A 15,229-nucleotide genomic window follows, 5' to 3' on the forward strand; every position below is an offset into this window, starting at 1 on the left:
ACTCCTTATGCCAGATGCAGCGTATCGACGATGATGTCGATCAGCTTGATGCCGATAAAAGGCGCGACCAGCCCGCCGACGCCGTAAATCAGCAGGTTGCGCGACAACAGCGCACCCGCCGATGCGGGGCGGTATTTCACCCCTTTCAGCGCCAGTGGGATCAGCCCGACAATGACCAGCGCGTTAAAGATGATCGCCGACAGGATCGCCGATTGCGGTGTGCCAAGGCCCATTACGTCCAGTGCGGCAAGGCCGGGATAGGCGGCGACGAACAGCGCCGGCAGAATGGCAAAATACTTGGCCACATCATTGGCGATGCTGAAGGTCGTCAGCGCCCCGCGCGAGATCAGAAGCTGTTTGCCGACCATGACGATCTCGATCAGCTTGGTCGGGTCGCTGTCCAGATCGACCAGGTTCCCGGCCTCTTTCGCGGCGGGTGTGCCGCTGTTCATCGCCACCCCCACATCGGCCTGTGCCAGCGCGGGCGCATCGTTCGACCCGTCGCCGCACATCGCCACCAGCTTGCCCGAGGCCTGTTCGGCGCGGATCAGCTCCAGCTTCCTTTCCGGGGTGGCTTCGGCCAGAAAGTCATCGACCCCGGATTCGGCGGCAATCGCGGCGGCGGTCAGCGGGTTGTCGCCGGTGATCATCACCGTGCGGATGCCCATGCGGCGCAATTCGGCAAAGCGGTCCCGGATGCCGGGTTTGACCACGTCTTTCAGGTGGATGACCCCAAGGATCCGCCCATTGCGCGCCACCACCAGCGGCGTGCCGCCCGACATGGCGATCTGGCGCACGATGGGGTCTGCCGCCGCGGCGCCACCATCCGGGAAGGCGCGGGCCATGGCATCGGCCGCGCCTTTGCGGATTTGCGTGCCGTCGGCCAGATCGACGCCCGACATCCGGGTCTGCGCGGTAAAGGGCACAAAGGTCGCGCCCTGCCGCCATGTGCCCGCGCTGAGACCGTGGCGTTTTGCAGCCAGATCGAGGGTCGATTTCCCCTCGGGCGTGTCGTCGGCCAGACTGCCGATGAAGGCGGCCTGCGCCACATCGCGTTCGCTGACGCCCGGCACCGGCAGGAACGCGTCGGCCATGCGGTTGCCAAAGGTGATGGTGCCGGTCTTGTCCAGCAAAAGCACGTCGATATCGCCCGCCGCCTCGACCGCGCGGCCGGATTTGGCGATGACATTGGCCTTGACCAGCCGGTCCATCCCCGCGATCCCGATGGCCGAAAGCAGCCCGCCAATGGTCGTCGGGATCAGGGTGATGAACAGCGCGGACAGCCAGATCACCGGGATCGCCACACCCGACCACCCGGCAAAGACCGGAAGCGTGCTGACCACCAGCAGGAAGACCAGCGACAAGCCCGCCAGCAGGATGTCCAGCGCGATTTCGTTGGGGGTTTTGGCGCGTTTTGCCCCCTCGACCAGCGAAATCATCTTGTCCAGAAAGGTCTCGCCGGGTCTGGCGGTGATGCGCACCACCAGCCAGTCGCTGACCAGCCTTGTGCCGCCGGTCAGGCTGGACCGGTCGCCGCCCGATTCGCGGATGACAGGCGCGGATTCACCGGTAATGGCCGATTCATCGACAGATGCGACCCCCTCGATCACCTCGCCATCGGTGGGGACGATATCGCCGGCCTCGACCAGAATCACCTCGCCGGGTTCAAGGTCACAGACATCGCGCATGTCATAGATCTCGCGGTTGCCGGCAGACAGCAGCAGCTTGGCCTGCGCCGTGCTTTTCGTGGCACGGAAAGCATCGGCGCGGGCCTTGCCGCGCCCCTCGGCCACGGCTTCGGCGAAATTGGCAAACAGCACCGTTGCCCACAGCCACAAGACAATCTGCAGCGTGACCCCGCGCCCCGGTTCGCCCCAGTGCAGGACCGCCAGAACGGTGGTCACGGCGGCCACCATGGCGGTGGCAAAGATGACCGGGTTGCGCACCAGCTTGCGCGGGTTCAGCTTGCCGATCGCCGCGATGGCCGCAGGCCGCAGGATTTCCGGCGCGAAAAGACCGGTTTCAGGTTTTGCGTGTTTGGACATGAGAACCTCAGAACGTGTGCCCGGCGACGATCGAGACATGCTCGGCAATCGGACCAAGGGCCAGAACGGGAAGGAAGGTCAGCGCGCCGACAATCAGGATCGTGGCGACCAGCAGAACGGTGAAGGCCAGACCATGGGTCGGAAAGGTGCCCGCCGTGGCCTGCGCGCGCGGCTTGGCGGCCAGCGATCCGGCAATGGCCAGAACCGGGATGATATAGCCCCAGCGGCCAAGCATCATCGCCAGCCCGATCATGGTGTTATGCCATGCCGTATTGGCCCCGAACCCGGCAAAGGCGCTGCCGTTATTGGCCGTGCCCGAGGTATAGGCATAGATCAGTTCCGACAGGCCGTGGGGGCCTGCATCCTGCACCGCCGCCTGCGCAGTCCCGGCCAGGACCGACGCGGCGGCCAGCACCAGCACCCCCAGCGGCATGACCAGCAGGGTCAGCGCGGCCAGCTTCATTTCGCGGGCCTCGATCTTTTTGCCCAGCCATTCGGGGGTGCGCCCGACCATCAGTCCGGCCAGAAACACCGTCAGCACGACATACAGCACCATGCCGTAAAAGCCTGCACCGACACCGCCAAAGATGATTTCGCCCAACAGCATGTTGAACAGCGGGATCATGCCGCCAAGCGCCGACAGGCTGTCATGCATGGCGTTCACTGCGCCACAGGACGCCACTGTCGTCGCCACCTCGAACAGCACGGTCTGGGCAAGGCCGAACCGGACCTCTTTCCCCTCCATGCCCGGACCTTCGGTGATGCCGGCATAAAGCGGGTTTGGCTGGCTTTCCGCGAAATAGGCGGCCAGCAGCACGCCGACAAACATCACCGTCATCGCGGCAAAAATCGCCCAGCCCTGACGGCGGTCGCCCACCATGCGGCCGAAGAAAAACGGAAACGCCGCCGGGATGATCAGAATCGCGAAGATCTGCACAAGGTTGGTCAGCGCGGTGGCATTTTCGTAAGGATGGCTGGCATTGACGTTGAAAAACCCGCCGCCATTGGTGCCCAGCATCTTGATCGCGGCTTGCGAAGCGACCGGCCCCTGGGCGATGGTCTGTTGCGCGCCTTCCATGGTGGTCGCGGTGACCGCGCCGGCCAGCGTCTGTGGCATCCCCTGCCAGACCAGAACCAGCGCAATCAGAACCGCACCGGGCAGCAAAAGATACAGCACCGTCCGTGTCAGATCGACCCAGAAATTGCCCAGATCGCGCCCCGAGCGCGCCGCCAGCCCACGCACCACAGCCACCGCAACCGCAATGCCGGTTGCCGCCGAGACAAAGTTCTGCACCGTCAGCCCGAACATCTGGGTGAAATGTGACAGCGTTGTCTCGCCGCCATAGCTTTGCCAGTTGGTGTTGGTCATGAAACTGACGGCGGTGTTGAAGGCCTGATCCGGCGCCATCGCGCCAAATCCCTGCGGGTTCAGGGGCAGCCAGCCTTGCACCCGAAGAACCAGATAAAGCAGCACGAACCCGGCTGCGTTAAACGCCAGAACGCTGGCCGCATAGACAGGCCAGCGCTGCGCGGTGCCATCCGTTCCGGCGATACGCAGCAACGGGCGCTCGATCAGGGCCAGAAACCGGATGCGCCCGGAAAACACCCCCGCCATATAAGGCCCCAACGCCATCCCCGCTGCCGTCAGGGCCAGAAGGAACAGCGCGAAAAACATCAGATCGAAGACCATGTCAGAACCTTTCAGGTGCGAAAAGCGCGATCAGGAAATAGATCAGCAGGCACAGGACCAGCCCGCCGCCAAGGATCAGCTCGGTCGTCATCTCAGCGCTCCAGTCGTTGGATGAAAGTGATGGCCAGCCGGGCCAGCGCGAACAGCGCCAGACCGAAGGCCGGGAAGATGAGGTCAGGGAAGGGCATCTGCACCTCCATTTTGTTGCCAGATGGTGAAAATCTGGCGTCAGCGACCGTAAAGCCTCCATATGAAGGGCGCTGGTTAGCGTTAAATCTGTGTAAAAAACGCGTCGTCACCGGTGATCAGCCAGCGCCGTGTATCACCGCCTGACCCGCCTGTTGGGCGGGCAGGGGCGGCGCGACCATCACCGCCCCAAACACTGCTGGATCGCCGCCATGCTTCACGGCACTGTGCGTCATCGGCGCCGCCGCCCCGGTCCCCGGCTGGGCCAAGGGCTGCTGGCAGCGCCCGCGTCAGAACCGCTTGCGCAGCGAGACTCCGATCTTGCGCGGCTCGCCGCGGAAGTTGAACACTGGGGTGCCGCCGACGCGGGTATAGTAATTCTTGTCCAGCAGGTTCGACACCGACAGCGTCAGATCCGCACCCTGACCGATGGCGCGTCTGGCCGACATATCGACCACGCCGTAACCCGGCGCGGCGATTTTCGTCCCGCGCGAGACCGACGAAAAGGACGAGACCGCCCGCAACTGGGAACCAAAGGTCCAGCCCGCGACCGGGCCGTCGGTCACGTCATAGGCGACCGCCAGCTTCAGCATGTGGCGCGGGGTATAGGTCGAAAACACCGCGCCTTCATTGTCGCCGTTCAGATATTCGCTGTCGGTATAGGTATATCCGGCCGCGACATGCCAGTTGTCGCCAATTTCACCGGCGGCCTCGGCCTCGAACCCCTGCACGCGGACCTTTCCTTTGGCGACGGACCATGTCTCGCCCGGCACGCTTTGGGCGCGGTTGACCTGATCCAGCCGGAACAGCGCCGCCGACACATCCAGCCCGCCGGCCAGTTGCGCCTTGGCGCCCAGTTCGAATTGGCGGCCTTCCATCGGGGCCAGCAATTCGCCGTTTTGATCCAGCGCGTCCTGCGGCTGGAAAATCTCGGTATACGACGCATAGATCGTGGTATCGGGCCGCACGTCCCAGGTGATCCCGGCATAGGGGGTCAGGTGACCATTTTCCTCGACGGTGCTGGCAACGCCCCTCAATGACAGCGCGTCGATCCGCTGCCATGACAGCCGTGCGCCGCCAAGCAGGGTCAGCCCGGCGGCGGGCTTGACACGCAACTGGGCATAGAAGCCCTTGCTGTCGGTTTCAATACGGTCGGGGTTGCCATAGGTCACATCGGGCCGGGCCACGTCCGACACGTCCCAGTCATCCAGATTCCAGCTGCCCGGAATGCGCCCGGCCACACCTGCCACGCGACTGTCGGTTTTCTGCATGTCGGCACCGATGATCGCCATGCCCTCGATGCCGGCAACCGCAAAGGGCAGCTCGGCATGGGCGTCCAGCGCCAGATTGTCATGGCTGAAATCGCGCGAGATCCATGCCAGCGCGGAAATGCTGTTATCCGGCGCAGCAGGCGATCCGGCAAAGGCATAAGTGAAATCACCGCTTTGGCGCGACTTGCGCAGGCTGAATTTCGCCCGCGCGCCATTGCCGAAATGATGTTCCACGCCGGCGACCAGATCATCGACCCTGTTGTCGAAATCATTCCAGTCGGCCGCTGTCGTGGCTGACGGATCGGTCCAGATCAGGCTGCCATCGGCATAGCTCGGCAGGCCGTTGAAGGGCGCGATGTCGCGCTGCATATGCGAAAATGACAGCGTCGCCGTGGTGTCGGGTGTCGCGTCCCAGGCCAATGCGCCATAGAACTGGCGCAAGCCGTTGGTCTGTTTGTCGACCGACCCGTCGCCACCCGCATAGGCCAGAACGGTCCGACCGCGCAGGCTGGCATCCGCGTTCAGCGGTGCGCCGTAATCCAGTTCGACCCGCGCATGGCCGTTGCTGTCGGCGGTGGCGGTCGCATAGCCGCGCGGTGTGTCTGCATTGGCCTGTTTCAGCCGCATGTTTATGGCACCCGCGGGCGATCCGGTCCCGATAAACAGGCCCGACGGCCCCTTCAGCACCTCGACATGGTCCATGATCGACAGGTCGGGCTGGGTGCCATAGATGGAACTGACCGGCGCGGGCAGACCGTCATAGTAAAGATAGTCGAATTCAAACCCGCGCGAAAAGATTGACGAGCGCCCGACATCGTTGTTCAGGATCAGCAGTCCCGGCGTGTTGTCCAGCGCGGTTTCCAGCGCGGTATAGCCGCCATCCTCGATCTGCTTGCGGGTGACGACGCTGGTCGATTGCGGCACCTCGCGCGGGGACATGGTGGCCTTTTCACCGACGCTGATCAAATCGGTTGACCAGCTGTCCGTGCCTTCGGTCTGGTAGCTGGCGCCGTAAAGCGTGATCTGATCCAGCGTGATCGTGTCAGCATCCTGCGCAAAGACCGGCGGGACGAGGGCGGTCGATGCCGCCAGGGCAAGGTGAAGTCGGGTCATCGGTGTGTTCCTGTATATCTGATTGATTTACTGGTCTGATAAGGACGGGGTCGCGGCGTATTCCTGCCGCGTCAGCTGCGCGACCAGCCCGGCCCCGGCCCGTGGCGCGTGTATCCGGGCCATGCCGCGATGGTCGGGCCGGTCGTAATCGTCGCTGTCCCCGAACAGCCAGCACTGGCCGCGCATGTTGGCGGGGCTTTCGGCCAGCATGTGGGCAAGGGCAGGACAGGTGGTCTTACCCTTGCCGATCAGCAGGTGCTTGCCCCGTGGCACAGCGCCCCCGTCCGGCCCGTTAAGCCCGACCCGTGTCCCCGGTTCAGCCCTGCGCGCCCGGTCGCAGACCCGCCCGCCGGCATGGACAAAGGCGTCGATGTCCTGCCCGCCGGCCTCGACGCGCAGCAGCGACCTGATCTGCCCAAGGGGCAGGGCGGGCAGGGCGCCTTCGGCCTGATGGGCGGGCAGCGGAACTTGCCTCATGCCAGTGTCTTTTCCGTGTTGCGGGCAAAGATGGCCAGCGCGACGATCAGCAAGCCGATGCAAAGCGCAAAGAACAGCCCATAGCCGGCATATTGCGCGATCAGCCCGGCAATGACGCCCAAAACCATGCTGATGGCACCGTCAAGGCATTGAAATAACGTGAAATCCACGCCGCCCTGATCGGGATCGGCCCAGTGCATGAACTGCGCATACATGGCGGTAAAGCCGATGGCCAGCAGCGCCGAGCCACCCAGCAACGCAGCCGCCAGCATCAGGGGCAGGGGCACATTCACCCCTGCCGCGCGGGCCGCCAGCGGGGTCAGCAGGATCGCCTGACCGGCCAGCGCGGTGATCAGAATAGCGTGCAGGCCAAAGCGGCGCACCAGCCCGCCGCCCAGCACCGCCCCGGCCAGCCCCAGCGTCAGGCTGGCCCCGCCCGACAGCAGGCCGATCGTGGCAAGCGACAGCCCCTGATCCACCAGATACGGCCCGATCATCCCCAGTGGTGCCTTTTGCGCGATCACGAAAACAGCTGTCATGCCAAGCCCGGCGCGGATTTCGGGCCGCGCCAGGGCCGTGCGCAGGCTGGGCGGGGGCGCGTCTGCGGCGACCGGCGCGGCGGTCCCGCGCGTGCTGGCGGCAAAGCCCAACAGCAGCAGCGCCACCAGCGCCGCCATGGACCAGACGCCAGCGCCCCAGCCTGCGCGCGCCACGATGAGCAGCAGCAGACCGCCGCCAATCGCCGCCCCGACATAGGCCCCGCCAACCTGCGCCGCATTCGCCCAGCCATGCCGGTCGGGCGCAACGGCGCCGACGGCATGACCGTCGACCGCAATGTCAACCGTCGCCGTGGCAATCGCCACCAGCATCAGGCAGGCCAGAGCCGGCAGCAACGGCTGCAACCCAAGCGCCCCGGTCAGGGCCAGCCCGGCCACGGCCACCGCCCCGCCCGCCAGCGCCAGCGGGCCGCTGCGCGGCACGGCGCCGCGCGGCAGGCGCCAGCGCTCGACAGCCGGGGACCACAGGAATTTCAGCGCCCATGGCGCCACCAGCAGCGACAGCAGGCCGATCTGGTCCAGTGCCAGCCCCTGTTCGCGCATCACCGCGGGCAAGCCGCCCCAGGTCAGCCCGCCGATGACGCTTTGGGCGATATAGGCCGCCCAAAGCCCCCCCATCACGCGCATCTGCGCAGCCATCAGAAGCGCCGTGTCAGGCTGGCGGTCCAGACCCGGCCTTCATTGCGATAGCAATAGCCGACATCGCAGATCGTGCCGTCCTGATCGAACAGGTTCTTGATATTCACCTGCGCACGCACGCCCGGCATCGCGGGCGGGTCAAAGCTGATTTCGGCATCCACAAAGCTGCGCGCATCATTGCGCAGGGCGTCGGTATTGGCATCGTCGCCATAGCTTTCACCGACATAGCGAAGACCAAGGCCGACAGCCAACCCCTCGGCCCGGCCGCTTTGGAATTCGTATTTGCCCCAAAGCGACAGGATGTTGTCAGGCGCGCCCGAAACCCGGTTGCCTTCGGTGCCGGTTGCGCCGCGCTCGATCACGACGCGCTGATGGCTGAAGCTGGCAATGGTGGACCAGCCATTGTCCCAGTTGGCCATCGCCTCCAGCTCGATCCCGCGGCTGTTCATATCCTGCTGGCGCTGGCGGTTGGTGCCGCCATAGGCCTCGAACACCACGCCGTCGCGCTGGTCGATGTCAAACAGCGCCGCCGACAGCAGCATGTCGGTCCCCTCGGGTGCGTATTTCAGCCCGACCTCGCGTTGCGTTGCTTGTGTCGGGCGCGCCGCGCGGGCCGAACTGTCATCGGCAACAACATCATAAACCACGCCAAGATTGGGCGCGAACGAGGTCGACACATTGCCATAGGCGACCAGCCCGTTATCCCAGCGATAGCTTAGCCCGACGCGGCCAGAGCGACCGGATTCGTCAATCCGGGTCAGGGTGCGGGCCATATCGGTATCGTCGGTTTTCACCCTGTCATAGCGCCCGCTGACAAAGGCCCGCCAGTTGCCCCAGCTAAGCTGGTCGTGCAGATAAATCCCGGTTTGCCGCGTGTCCTGCGACCGGAAAAACACCATCGGCCCCGCCGCTGCCGCTGCCGCCGAAACCGGGCTGCCGCCCACACGGCTGGTGTAATCGGCCATGGTCAGGTCGATGCCGGCAAGGATTTCATGCTGCACCGCGCCCGTGGTGGCGAAGGCGCTGATCCCGGTGTCGATGCTGGTGGTGTTCAGCTTTTCGCCAAACCGTTCCCAGGGCTGGCCCAAGGCCCCGCCGTAACGCGCCTCGACATCGACCGAGGAAATCCGCGCTGTATGGCGCAGGGTCACGCTGTCGTTCAGGTCATGCTCGACCTCATAGCCAAGGCGGAACTGCTCGCGCTCAAGCCGGTTCCAGTCGGGGTCGGTCAGGAAGGTATCGGTGACTGTGCCATTCGGGCCATTAAGGTAAAAAGTCGATCCGCCGGTGACGTTTTTCTGTGCCTCGCCCAGCAGGGTCACGCGCGTCGTGCCATTGTCGTAACGCAGCGCCGGGGCGAAAAACCCCAAGTCGTCGGCATAGCCCGGAAAGACCGAGTTCGCCTTGCGCAGGCGCCCGGTCAGGCGATAGCTGAACGGGCTGCCGCTGGCCAGCGGACCACTGAAATCGGCGCTGATCTGGGCGCGATCATCGGACCCGGTTTCAACCGCCAGTTCGTGAAACGGCTTGTCCTTGGGACGCTTGGTCACCAGATTGACAAGCCCGCCCGCACCGCTGACCCCGTAAAGCGACGAGGCCGGGCCTTTCAGGATCGCGATGCCTTCCAGCCCGTAAGGCTCGGGCCGGTGGATCGCGAAAGGCGCATTATACTGGCGCAGGCCGTCCCGGAACATGCCGTTATAAAAGGCCGGGAACCCACGCAGCGTAAAGGCGTCAAAACGCGTATCGAAACCGTATTTGTTGGGATTGGCCGCGGCGGAATAGGTCAGTGCCTCGTTCAGCGTGCGCGGCGCCTGATCCTCGATCTGGTCCTGCGTGATGATGGTGATCGCCTGCGGGATTTCGGCAACCGGCGTGTCCAGCCGCGTCGCCTGACGCGAGGTTTTGGCGACATAGCCGTTCTGCGTCAGGGTCAGGCCGCTTTCAGCCTGAAGGGTGATTTCAGGCAGGACAAGATCGTCCTGCGCCAGGGCAGGGACGGCAACGGTGCAGGCCAGCATTGCCAAAACGCAACGAGTGGTCATCGGCTGGTTTCCTTTGTGGACGGGTATGGGACATGACGGGTCTGCGGCAACCTGCGGGACCGGCGGCCCGTTGCCACCGGGCGCCATGCGATCGGCACCGCGCAGGCGGGGAAAACAGGGGGGTTCGGCATGGCCCGACCTTTCAGCACGCATGACACACGGGCGCTGGCGTAAGGCTGGCGACCGTGGCTGGGTATATAAGGCTATCAATTCTGTCAAGAATTTCCTGTGATTCGCGTTATTGCACGACCGGTTTCTGACCCCGTTCCCGGCTCGCGGTGACAAGTTGCAGCGCGCAGGCTTGATCAAAGTCAATATCTGATAGAATTTATCGTCTATTGACGGCCGAACAGATAGGAGTTCCCTGCCATGACCTGCACCCCCTCTCGCCGTGATCTGATGCTGGGCTGCATTGCCGGCGGTGCCGCTTTGGCGGTGCCGGGCATTTTGCGCGCGGCCCCGATGTTGGAAAGGCTTGCGCTGTTCGGACCGCCCGCCGGGCCGACGATCACCCTTGCCCATGCGGTCGCGACGGGCGCGCTGGATGGGGTGGCGGGCGATGTCAGCCTGACCGCATGGCGCGACCCGGATGAGCTGCGCGCGGGGCTGACCTCGGGGCGGATGCAGGTGGTGATCCTGCCCGCGAACGCGGCGGCCAACCTGTATAACAAGGGGTTGGGGCTGCGGATGGTCAATGCGATGACCAACGGGCTGAACTATGTCGTGACCCGCGATCCGGCGGTCAGGGGCACGGCCGATCTGGCCGGGCGGGCGGTGGCGCTGCCGTTCCGCAATGACACGCCCGACATTCTGCTGCGCCGGATTCTGGCCGCCGCAGGCGTCGCCGGGGATGCCGTGACCATCGTACCCGCCGGGACCCCGATCGAGGCCGTGCAGCTGCTGCTGTCGGGCAAGGCCGATTGTGCCGTGCTGCCCGAACCCGCCACGACCATGGCCGAGATGCGCGCCCTGCAGGCCGGTCAACAGGTCACCCGTGCCATCGACATTCAGGCCGAATGGGGCAAGCTGACGGGCCTTGGCCCGGTGGTGCCGCAGGCCGGTCTGGGGGTGATGGAGGCCTTTGACACCGCCCATCCGGGCGCGGTCGAGGCCATTCAGGACGCCATTGCGGCGACCCTGCCCAAGGTGCTGGCCGATCCCGGGGCTGCGGCGAAATCGGCGTCCCGGACGCTGGGGATGCCCGCGCCGGTTCTGGCCAAATCGATCCCGCATTCGGCGCTGGTTGCCACCCCCGCGCGCAAGGCCCGCCCGGCCTTTGAGGCGATGTTCAGCGCCGTCAGCGAGGTCGATCCGCGCGCCATTGGCGGCAAGCTGCCCGATGACGGGTTTTACCGGCTGTGAACGCGGCGCTTGACAGGCTGGGTCGCGCCGGGCGGTTCCTGTGGGGCGGCTGGGCCGGTCTGGCGGCGCTGGCGCTGCTGGCGGCGCTGTGGCAGGCCGGGCATGAAGCCTGGGGCAACCTGATCCTGCCCGCACCGCTGGCCACCGCGCAGGCGGCGGGCGCCATCCTGACCGAGCCTGCGAACTGGACGATCATCGCGGCAACGCTGCGCCGCGCCGTGCAGGGATTTGCGCTGTCGGCGCTGATCGGCGGGATTGCCGGGCTGATCGCGGGCTATTCCCCGGCGGTCATGCGGTTGGCGCGGCCCTTGCTGACCGTGGTGCTGGGGGTGCCGCCGATTGCCTGGCTGGTGGTGGCGCTGATCTGGTTCGGGTCATCGGATGCCATGGTCGTGGCGACGATCCTTGTCTCGGTCGTGCCGCTGGTCTTTGCCGGCACTGCCGAGGGTGTGGCCACGCGCGACCGCGGCCTTGATGCCATGGCGCAGGTGTTTGGCGCCGGGCCGCTGCGCCGGTTGTGGTCGGTGGGGCTGCGCCAGATGCTGGCCTATCTGTTTCCGGCGCTGGTGCTGGGGCTGGCCACCGCCATCAAGGTCGCGGTGATGATCGAGGTTCTGGCCTCGGTCGGCGGCATCGGGAACGAGCTGGCCCGCGCCCGGCAATATCTGGATGTGACCGAGGCCCTGGCCTGGATCGGCATTGCGGTCGCCGGGCTGATCGCGGTGGAATACGGCCTTGTCCATCCGATCCGGGCCGAATTTGAACGCTGGCGCGACGCCGCCCGCCCCTGGGGGGTCAAACGATGAGCACCGCGCAAGGCGCAGCGCTGGCGTTGACCCGTATCACCCATGCCTTTCTGGGCCGCGAGGTGCTGACCCGCATCGGCCTGCGCGTCGATCCCGGTGAGGTTCTGGCGCTGGTCGGGCCGTCGGGCTGCGGAAAATCGACGCTGATCCACATCGCCGCCGGGCTGATCGCCCCGCGCGAGGGGCGCATCACCCGCGCCTATCGCCGCCATGCCATGGTGTTCCAGGACCCCCGGCTGATGCCCTGGGCCACCGCGCAGGACAACATCGCCTTTGCCGCGCGGCTGGCCGGTCAGCCCCGCCGCAAGGCCTGGGCCGCCGCCGCCCGCGCCGCAGGGGCCGCGCATTTCGCGCCCGAAGATCTGACGAAATACCCGGTCGAGCTGTCTGGCGGGATGCGCCAGCGCATCGCCATCGCCCGCGCGCTGGTCGTCGACCCCGATTTCGTCTTTTTTGACGAGCCCTTTACCGCGCTGGATGCCGCGCTGAAACGCCGGATGCAGGATCTGGTGATCGCGGCCAGCGGCGCGGGCCGTTTCGGCGCGATCTTTGTCACCCATGATCTGGCCGAGGCCGCCCGCGTCGCCCATCGGATCGCGGTGATGCATCCGACCGGGCGCGGGATCATCGGCGAGCGGCGCATCCCCGGCAGCCCCGGGACGCGCGACGATGCCGCGATCTTTGCGCTGACGCAGGGCTGGCAGACCGGCGATCCGCTGTTTCGCCATATCCACGATGTCGATGAAAGGCGCATCGCATGAGCGCGCCGCAGCCCCCGCTGCTGCGCGGCCAGCCCGCGCCTGGCCCGCCGCCGCCGCCGCCCTGGCACCGCGTGATCAGCGACGAGGGCTTTCGGCTGTTCTTTCCGCTGGCCGCGATCCATGCCGCGCTGTGGCCGTTTCTGTGGATCGCCGTGCAGGGCTATGGGCTGATCGGCGCCACCGGAATCGCGCCCTCGGTCTGGCATATGCACGAGATGGTGGTGGGCGCCTTCGGGGCCGCGCTGATCGGGTTTCTGACCACCGCATTTCCGGAATGGACGGACACGCCGCCGCTGAAGGGCCGCGCCCTGTGGGGGCTGGCGGGCCTGTGGGGCGTGGCGCGGGTCATCGGGCTGGTCGGCTGGGATGCGCTGGCGCCGCTGGCCGGGCTGGCCGATCTGGGCTGGATCGCGGCGCTGACCGCCTATGCGCTGCGGATTTCATGGCAGCGCCGGACCGACCGGCTGTTGGTCTTTGCCGGCTGGCTGGCGGCGTTCTGGATTGCCGTTGCGGTGACGCGGTGGCAGATGATCGCGGGCGACAGCTGTCTGGCGGGCGAGGCGGTCAAGACCACAGGCTTGATCTTTCTGGGTTTTCTGGGGCTGGCGCTGGCGCGGATCACACCGCCGGTGACCAATCTGGTGCTGGACCCAAGCGAGGAGACCTCGCCCTACCGGCCGCATCCCGGTCGGATGAATCTGGCGCCCGGACTGGTCGCGCTGGTGATAATGGCGCGGGCTTTCGGCCTGTCCGATGCGGTGACCGGCTGGCTGTTGATCGCGGCGGGCGCGGGTTTTATCGACCGTATCGCGGAATCCTTTATCGGCCCCGAGGCCCTGCGTGCCGAGATCGTCGCGCTGGCGCTGACCTCGGCATTGTCCGGGGCCGGGCTGATCTGGTTGGGCGCGGTGGGGCTGGGTGCGCCGCTGCCGCCCGCCGGCGGCTGGCATCTTGCGCTGATGGGGGGGCTGGGTGTGGCGGTGCTGGCGGTTCAGTCCATCGCCGGGCTGTTCCATTCTGGCAGGACGCTGCCGGTTTCCGCCGCAGTCAGGCTGGCGCTTGCGGCGCTGCTGGGTGCCACCGCGCTGCGCCTTTTGCCCGAACTGGGGCTGGCCGATCCGGTACTGGCGCATGTGGCGGCCTCGATCCTGTGGGCCGCAGGGTTCGGGATCTGGCTGTGGCGATACTGGCCGCTGCTCAGCGATCCCGCGACCCTTGGACAACATGAGGGGTGCTGAGATGCCCGACATGATTTCGTATCGGACCCTGATGCTGATAGCAAAGGGAAGCGCTTCGATATTGAGGCGCTGAGGCGCGACCGGGACCAGATATGGGCCGAAGCGGCGGCAGCCGCGGCCAAGGGCGAGGCGATCCGGCTTGACCCTGCGCTCGGGGATGCTGCGGCTCGGCTTCGAGCCTGACCGAAGCTGAACGCGCGCAAGCCAACTTGATCTTGCCGGGGGCGCTGCACGATGCTTGACGGCGCAACTCTCGTGGACGTTCGGCGCACTGACTGCGCCATCACCTTCTTCTGGTCAGATCAGCCCACCGGCTACCAACGCAAGGTGGCCGAGGATGCGAACCCATCGAACGGCCTGCGCGTCAGCCATTCCTGGCCGGGACCGCGCGACGAAGGCGCTCCCGGCGCATACCGGATCACCGGGGGCCAAGCCGTTTTGACAAAGCGCACGGTCAAGACCTTCCAGGAACGCCCCCTCGACCACATCATCGAGAGCGAGACGGTGGATTATGACAACCTCTCCTTCGCCTTCTCGGTGTTCGGCCACGAAGACCCGGCCATCGTCACCGTGATCATCGGGAAGGAGCAACGCACCCTGTCCCGTGATGCCCACACCGAAGGCTTCACCCGCCTGCTCGACGCCATCAAGCGCGTGCCGCCCGCACGCTGAAAGGACCGAATATGAAACACCCGAACCCCTATGCCGACTTCTGGCTCGCCAACACCCATGCCTGGACGGTCGAACCAGGCGAGCAGGCGCAGGTCTTCTCCTCCGGCGAGGATGCCCTGACCCCTTGGGCGACCGACGACGGCACGCTGCTCCTCGTCTACACATCGACCCGGAACGAACTCGTCGCCCTGCACAACGCCTCCGTGGGTGGTGCGGACGCCCTGCGCGCCTGCGATCTGCCCGGCTGGCCGTGGCGCATCCTGCTCGACGATCTGCCGCCCGCTGCATCGGCCAACCGCGCGCCGTTCACGTTCCCAGTCAAGCAGCAATCAGACGAAGCTGCCTGACGGCATAACCGAGTTATACA

At 66.0% G+C, this 15,229-nt stretch carries 13 protein-coding genes; 6 read left to right on the top strand and 7 right to left on the bottom strand.

From position 1 onward, the window contains the following. Positions 1 to 5: 5 nt before the first annotated feature. The 7 genes from kdpB to ACFXP9_RS12595 all read right to left on the bottom strand — a co-directional run bounded on the left by kdpB (position 6) and on the right by ACFXP9_RS12595 (position 10,023). Positions 6 to 2,045 (bottom strand): potassium-transporting ATPase subunit KdpB, encoded by a 2,040-nt coding sequence (gene kdpB, locus ACFXP9_RS12565; RefSeq protein WP_397205008.1) that lies wholly within the window; start codon positions 2,043 to 2,045, stop codon positions 6 to 8. Between the two features lie 7 nt (positions 2,046 to 2,052). Beyond that, positions 2,053 to 3,735: a potassium-transporting ATPase subunit KdpA gene (kdpA, locus tag ACFXP9_RS12570; RefSeq protein ID WP_397205006.1), complete on the bottom strand. Its 1,683-nt coding sequence runs from the start codon at positions 3,733 to 3,735 to the stop codon at positions 2,053 to 2,055. A 1-nt stretch (position 3,736) separates the two neighbouring features. Next, positions 3,737 to 3,826 (bottom strand): potassium-transporting ATPase subunit F, encoded by a 90-nt coding sequence (locus ACFXP9_RS12575; RefSeq protein ID WP_397205004.1) that lies wholly within the window; start codon positions 3,824 to 3,826, stop codon positions 3,737 to 3,739. A 385-nt stretch (positions 3,827 to 4,211) separates the two neighbouring features. Next, positions 4,212 to 6,305, bottom strand: coding sequence for a TonB-dependent siderophore receptor (locus tag ACFXP9_RS12580; RefSeq protein WP_397205002.1), 2,094 nt, complete (start codon positions 6,303 to 6,305; stop codon positions 4,212 to 4,214). A 27-nt stretch (positions 6,306 to 6,332) separates the two neighbouring features. Beyond that, positions 6,333 to 6,782 carry a ferredoxin reductase domain-containing protein gene (locus tag ACFXP9_RS12585; protein WP_397205000.1) on the bottom strand — a complete coding sequence of 150 codons (450 nt, stop codon included), beginning with the start codon at positions 6,780 to 6,782 and terminating at the stop codon, positions 6,333 to 6,335. Continuing rightward, a complete protein-coding gene (locus ACFXP9_RS12590) occupies positions 6,779 to 7,978 on the bottom strand; it encodes an MFS transporter (protein WP_397210259.1) in 1,200 nt (399 codons plus the stop codon). Before ACFXP9_RS12590 ends, ACFXP9_RS12585 begins: the two co-directional genes overlap by 4 nt. Beyond that, positions 7,978 to 10,023: a TonB-dependent siderophore receptor gene (locus tag ACFXP9_RS12595; protein ID WP_397204998.1), complete on the bottom strand. Its 2,046-nt coding sequence runs from the start codon at positions 10,021 to 10,023 to the stop codon at positions 7,978 to 7,980. Before ACFXP9_RS12595 ends, ACFXP9_RS12590 begins: the two co-directional genes overlap by 1 nt. 369 nt (positions 10,024 to 10,392) lie before the next feature. Here ACFXP9_RS12595 and ACFXP9_RS12600 point away from each other — a divergent pair, with 369 nt between their 5' ends. From ACFXP9_RS12600 to ACFXP9_RS12625, 6 genes are all read left to right on the top strand, one after another. Then, positions 10,393 to 11,385 carry an ABC transporter substrate-binding protein gene (locus ACFXP9_RS12600; RefSeq protein WP_397204996.1) on the top strand — a complete coding sequence of 331 codons (993 nt, stop codon included), beginning with the start codon at positions 10,393 to 10,395 and terminating at the stop codon, positions 11,383 to 11,385. Then, complete coding sequence (locus tag ACFXP9_RS12605) at positions 11,382 to 12,191, top strand: ABC transporter permease (RefSeq protein WP_397204994.1); 810 nt, start codon at positions 11,382 to 11,384, stop codon at positions 12,189 to 12,191. Before ACFXP9_RS12600 ends, ACFXP9_RS12605 begins: the two co-directional genes overlap by 4 nt. Beyond that, positions 12,188 to 12,952 carry an ABC transporter ATP-binding protein gene (locus ACFXP9_RS12610; protein ID WP_397204992.1) on the top strand — a complete coding sequence of 255 codons (765 nt, stop codon included), beginning with the start codon at positions 12,188 to 12,190 and terminating at the stop codon, positions 12,950 to 12,952. The genes ACFXP9_RS12605 and ACFXP9_RS12610 overlap by 4 nt, the downstream gene beginning before the upstream one ends. Beyond that, the gene (locus tag ACFXP9_RS12615; protein ID WP_397204990.1) at positions 12,949 to 14,190 is read left to right on the top strand and encodes an NnrS family protein; all 1,242 of its coding nucleotides are present in this window, start codon (positions 12,949 to 12,951) and stop codon (positions 14,188 to 14,190) included. Before ACFXP9_RS12610 ends, ACFXP9_RS12615 begins: the two co-directional genes overlap by 4 nt. 234 nt (positions 14,191 to 14,424) lie before the next feature. After that, a complete protein-coding gene (locus ACFXP9_RS12620; RefSeq protein ID WP_397204988.1) occupies positions 14,425 to 14,862 on the top strand; it encodes a hypothetical protein in 438 nt (145 codons plus the stop codon). Positions 14,863 to 14,873: 11 nt separating this feature from the next. After that, a complete protein-coding gene (locus ACFXP9_RS12625) occupies positions 14,874 to 15,209 on the top strand; it encodes a hypothetical protein (RefSeq protein ID WP_397204986.1) in 336 nt (111 codons plus the stop codon). Positions 15,210 to 15,229 lie beyond the last annotated feature (20 nt).

The organism is Paracoccus jiaweipingae (assembly GCF_044335505.1).
Classification (GTDB): domain Bacteria; phylum Pseudomonadota; class Alphaproteobacteria; order Rhodobacterales; family Rhodobacteraceae; genus Paracoccus.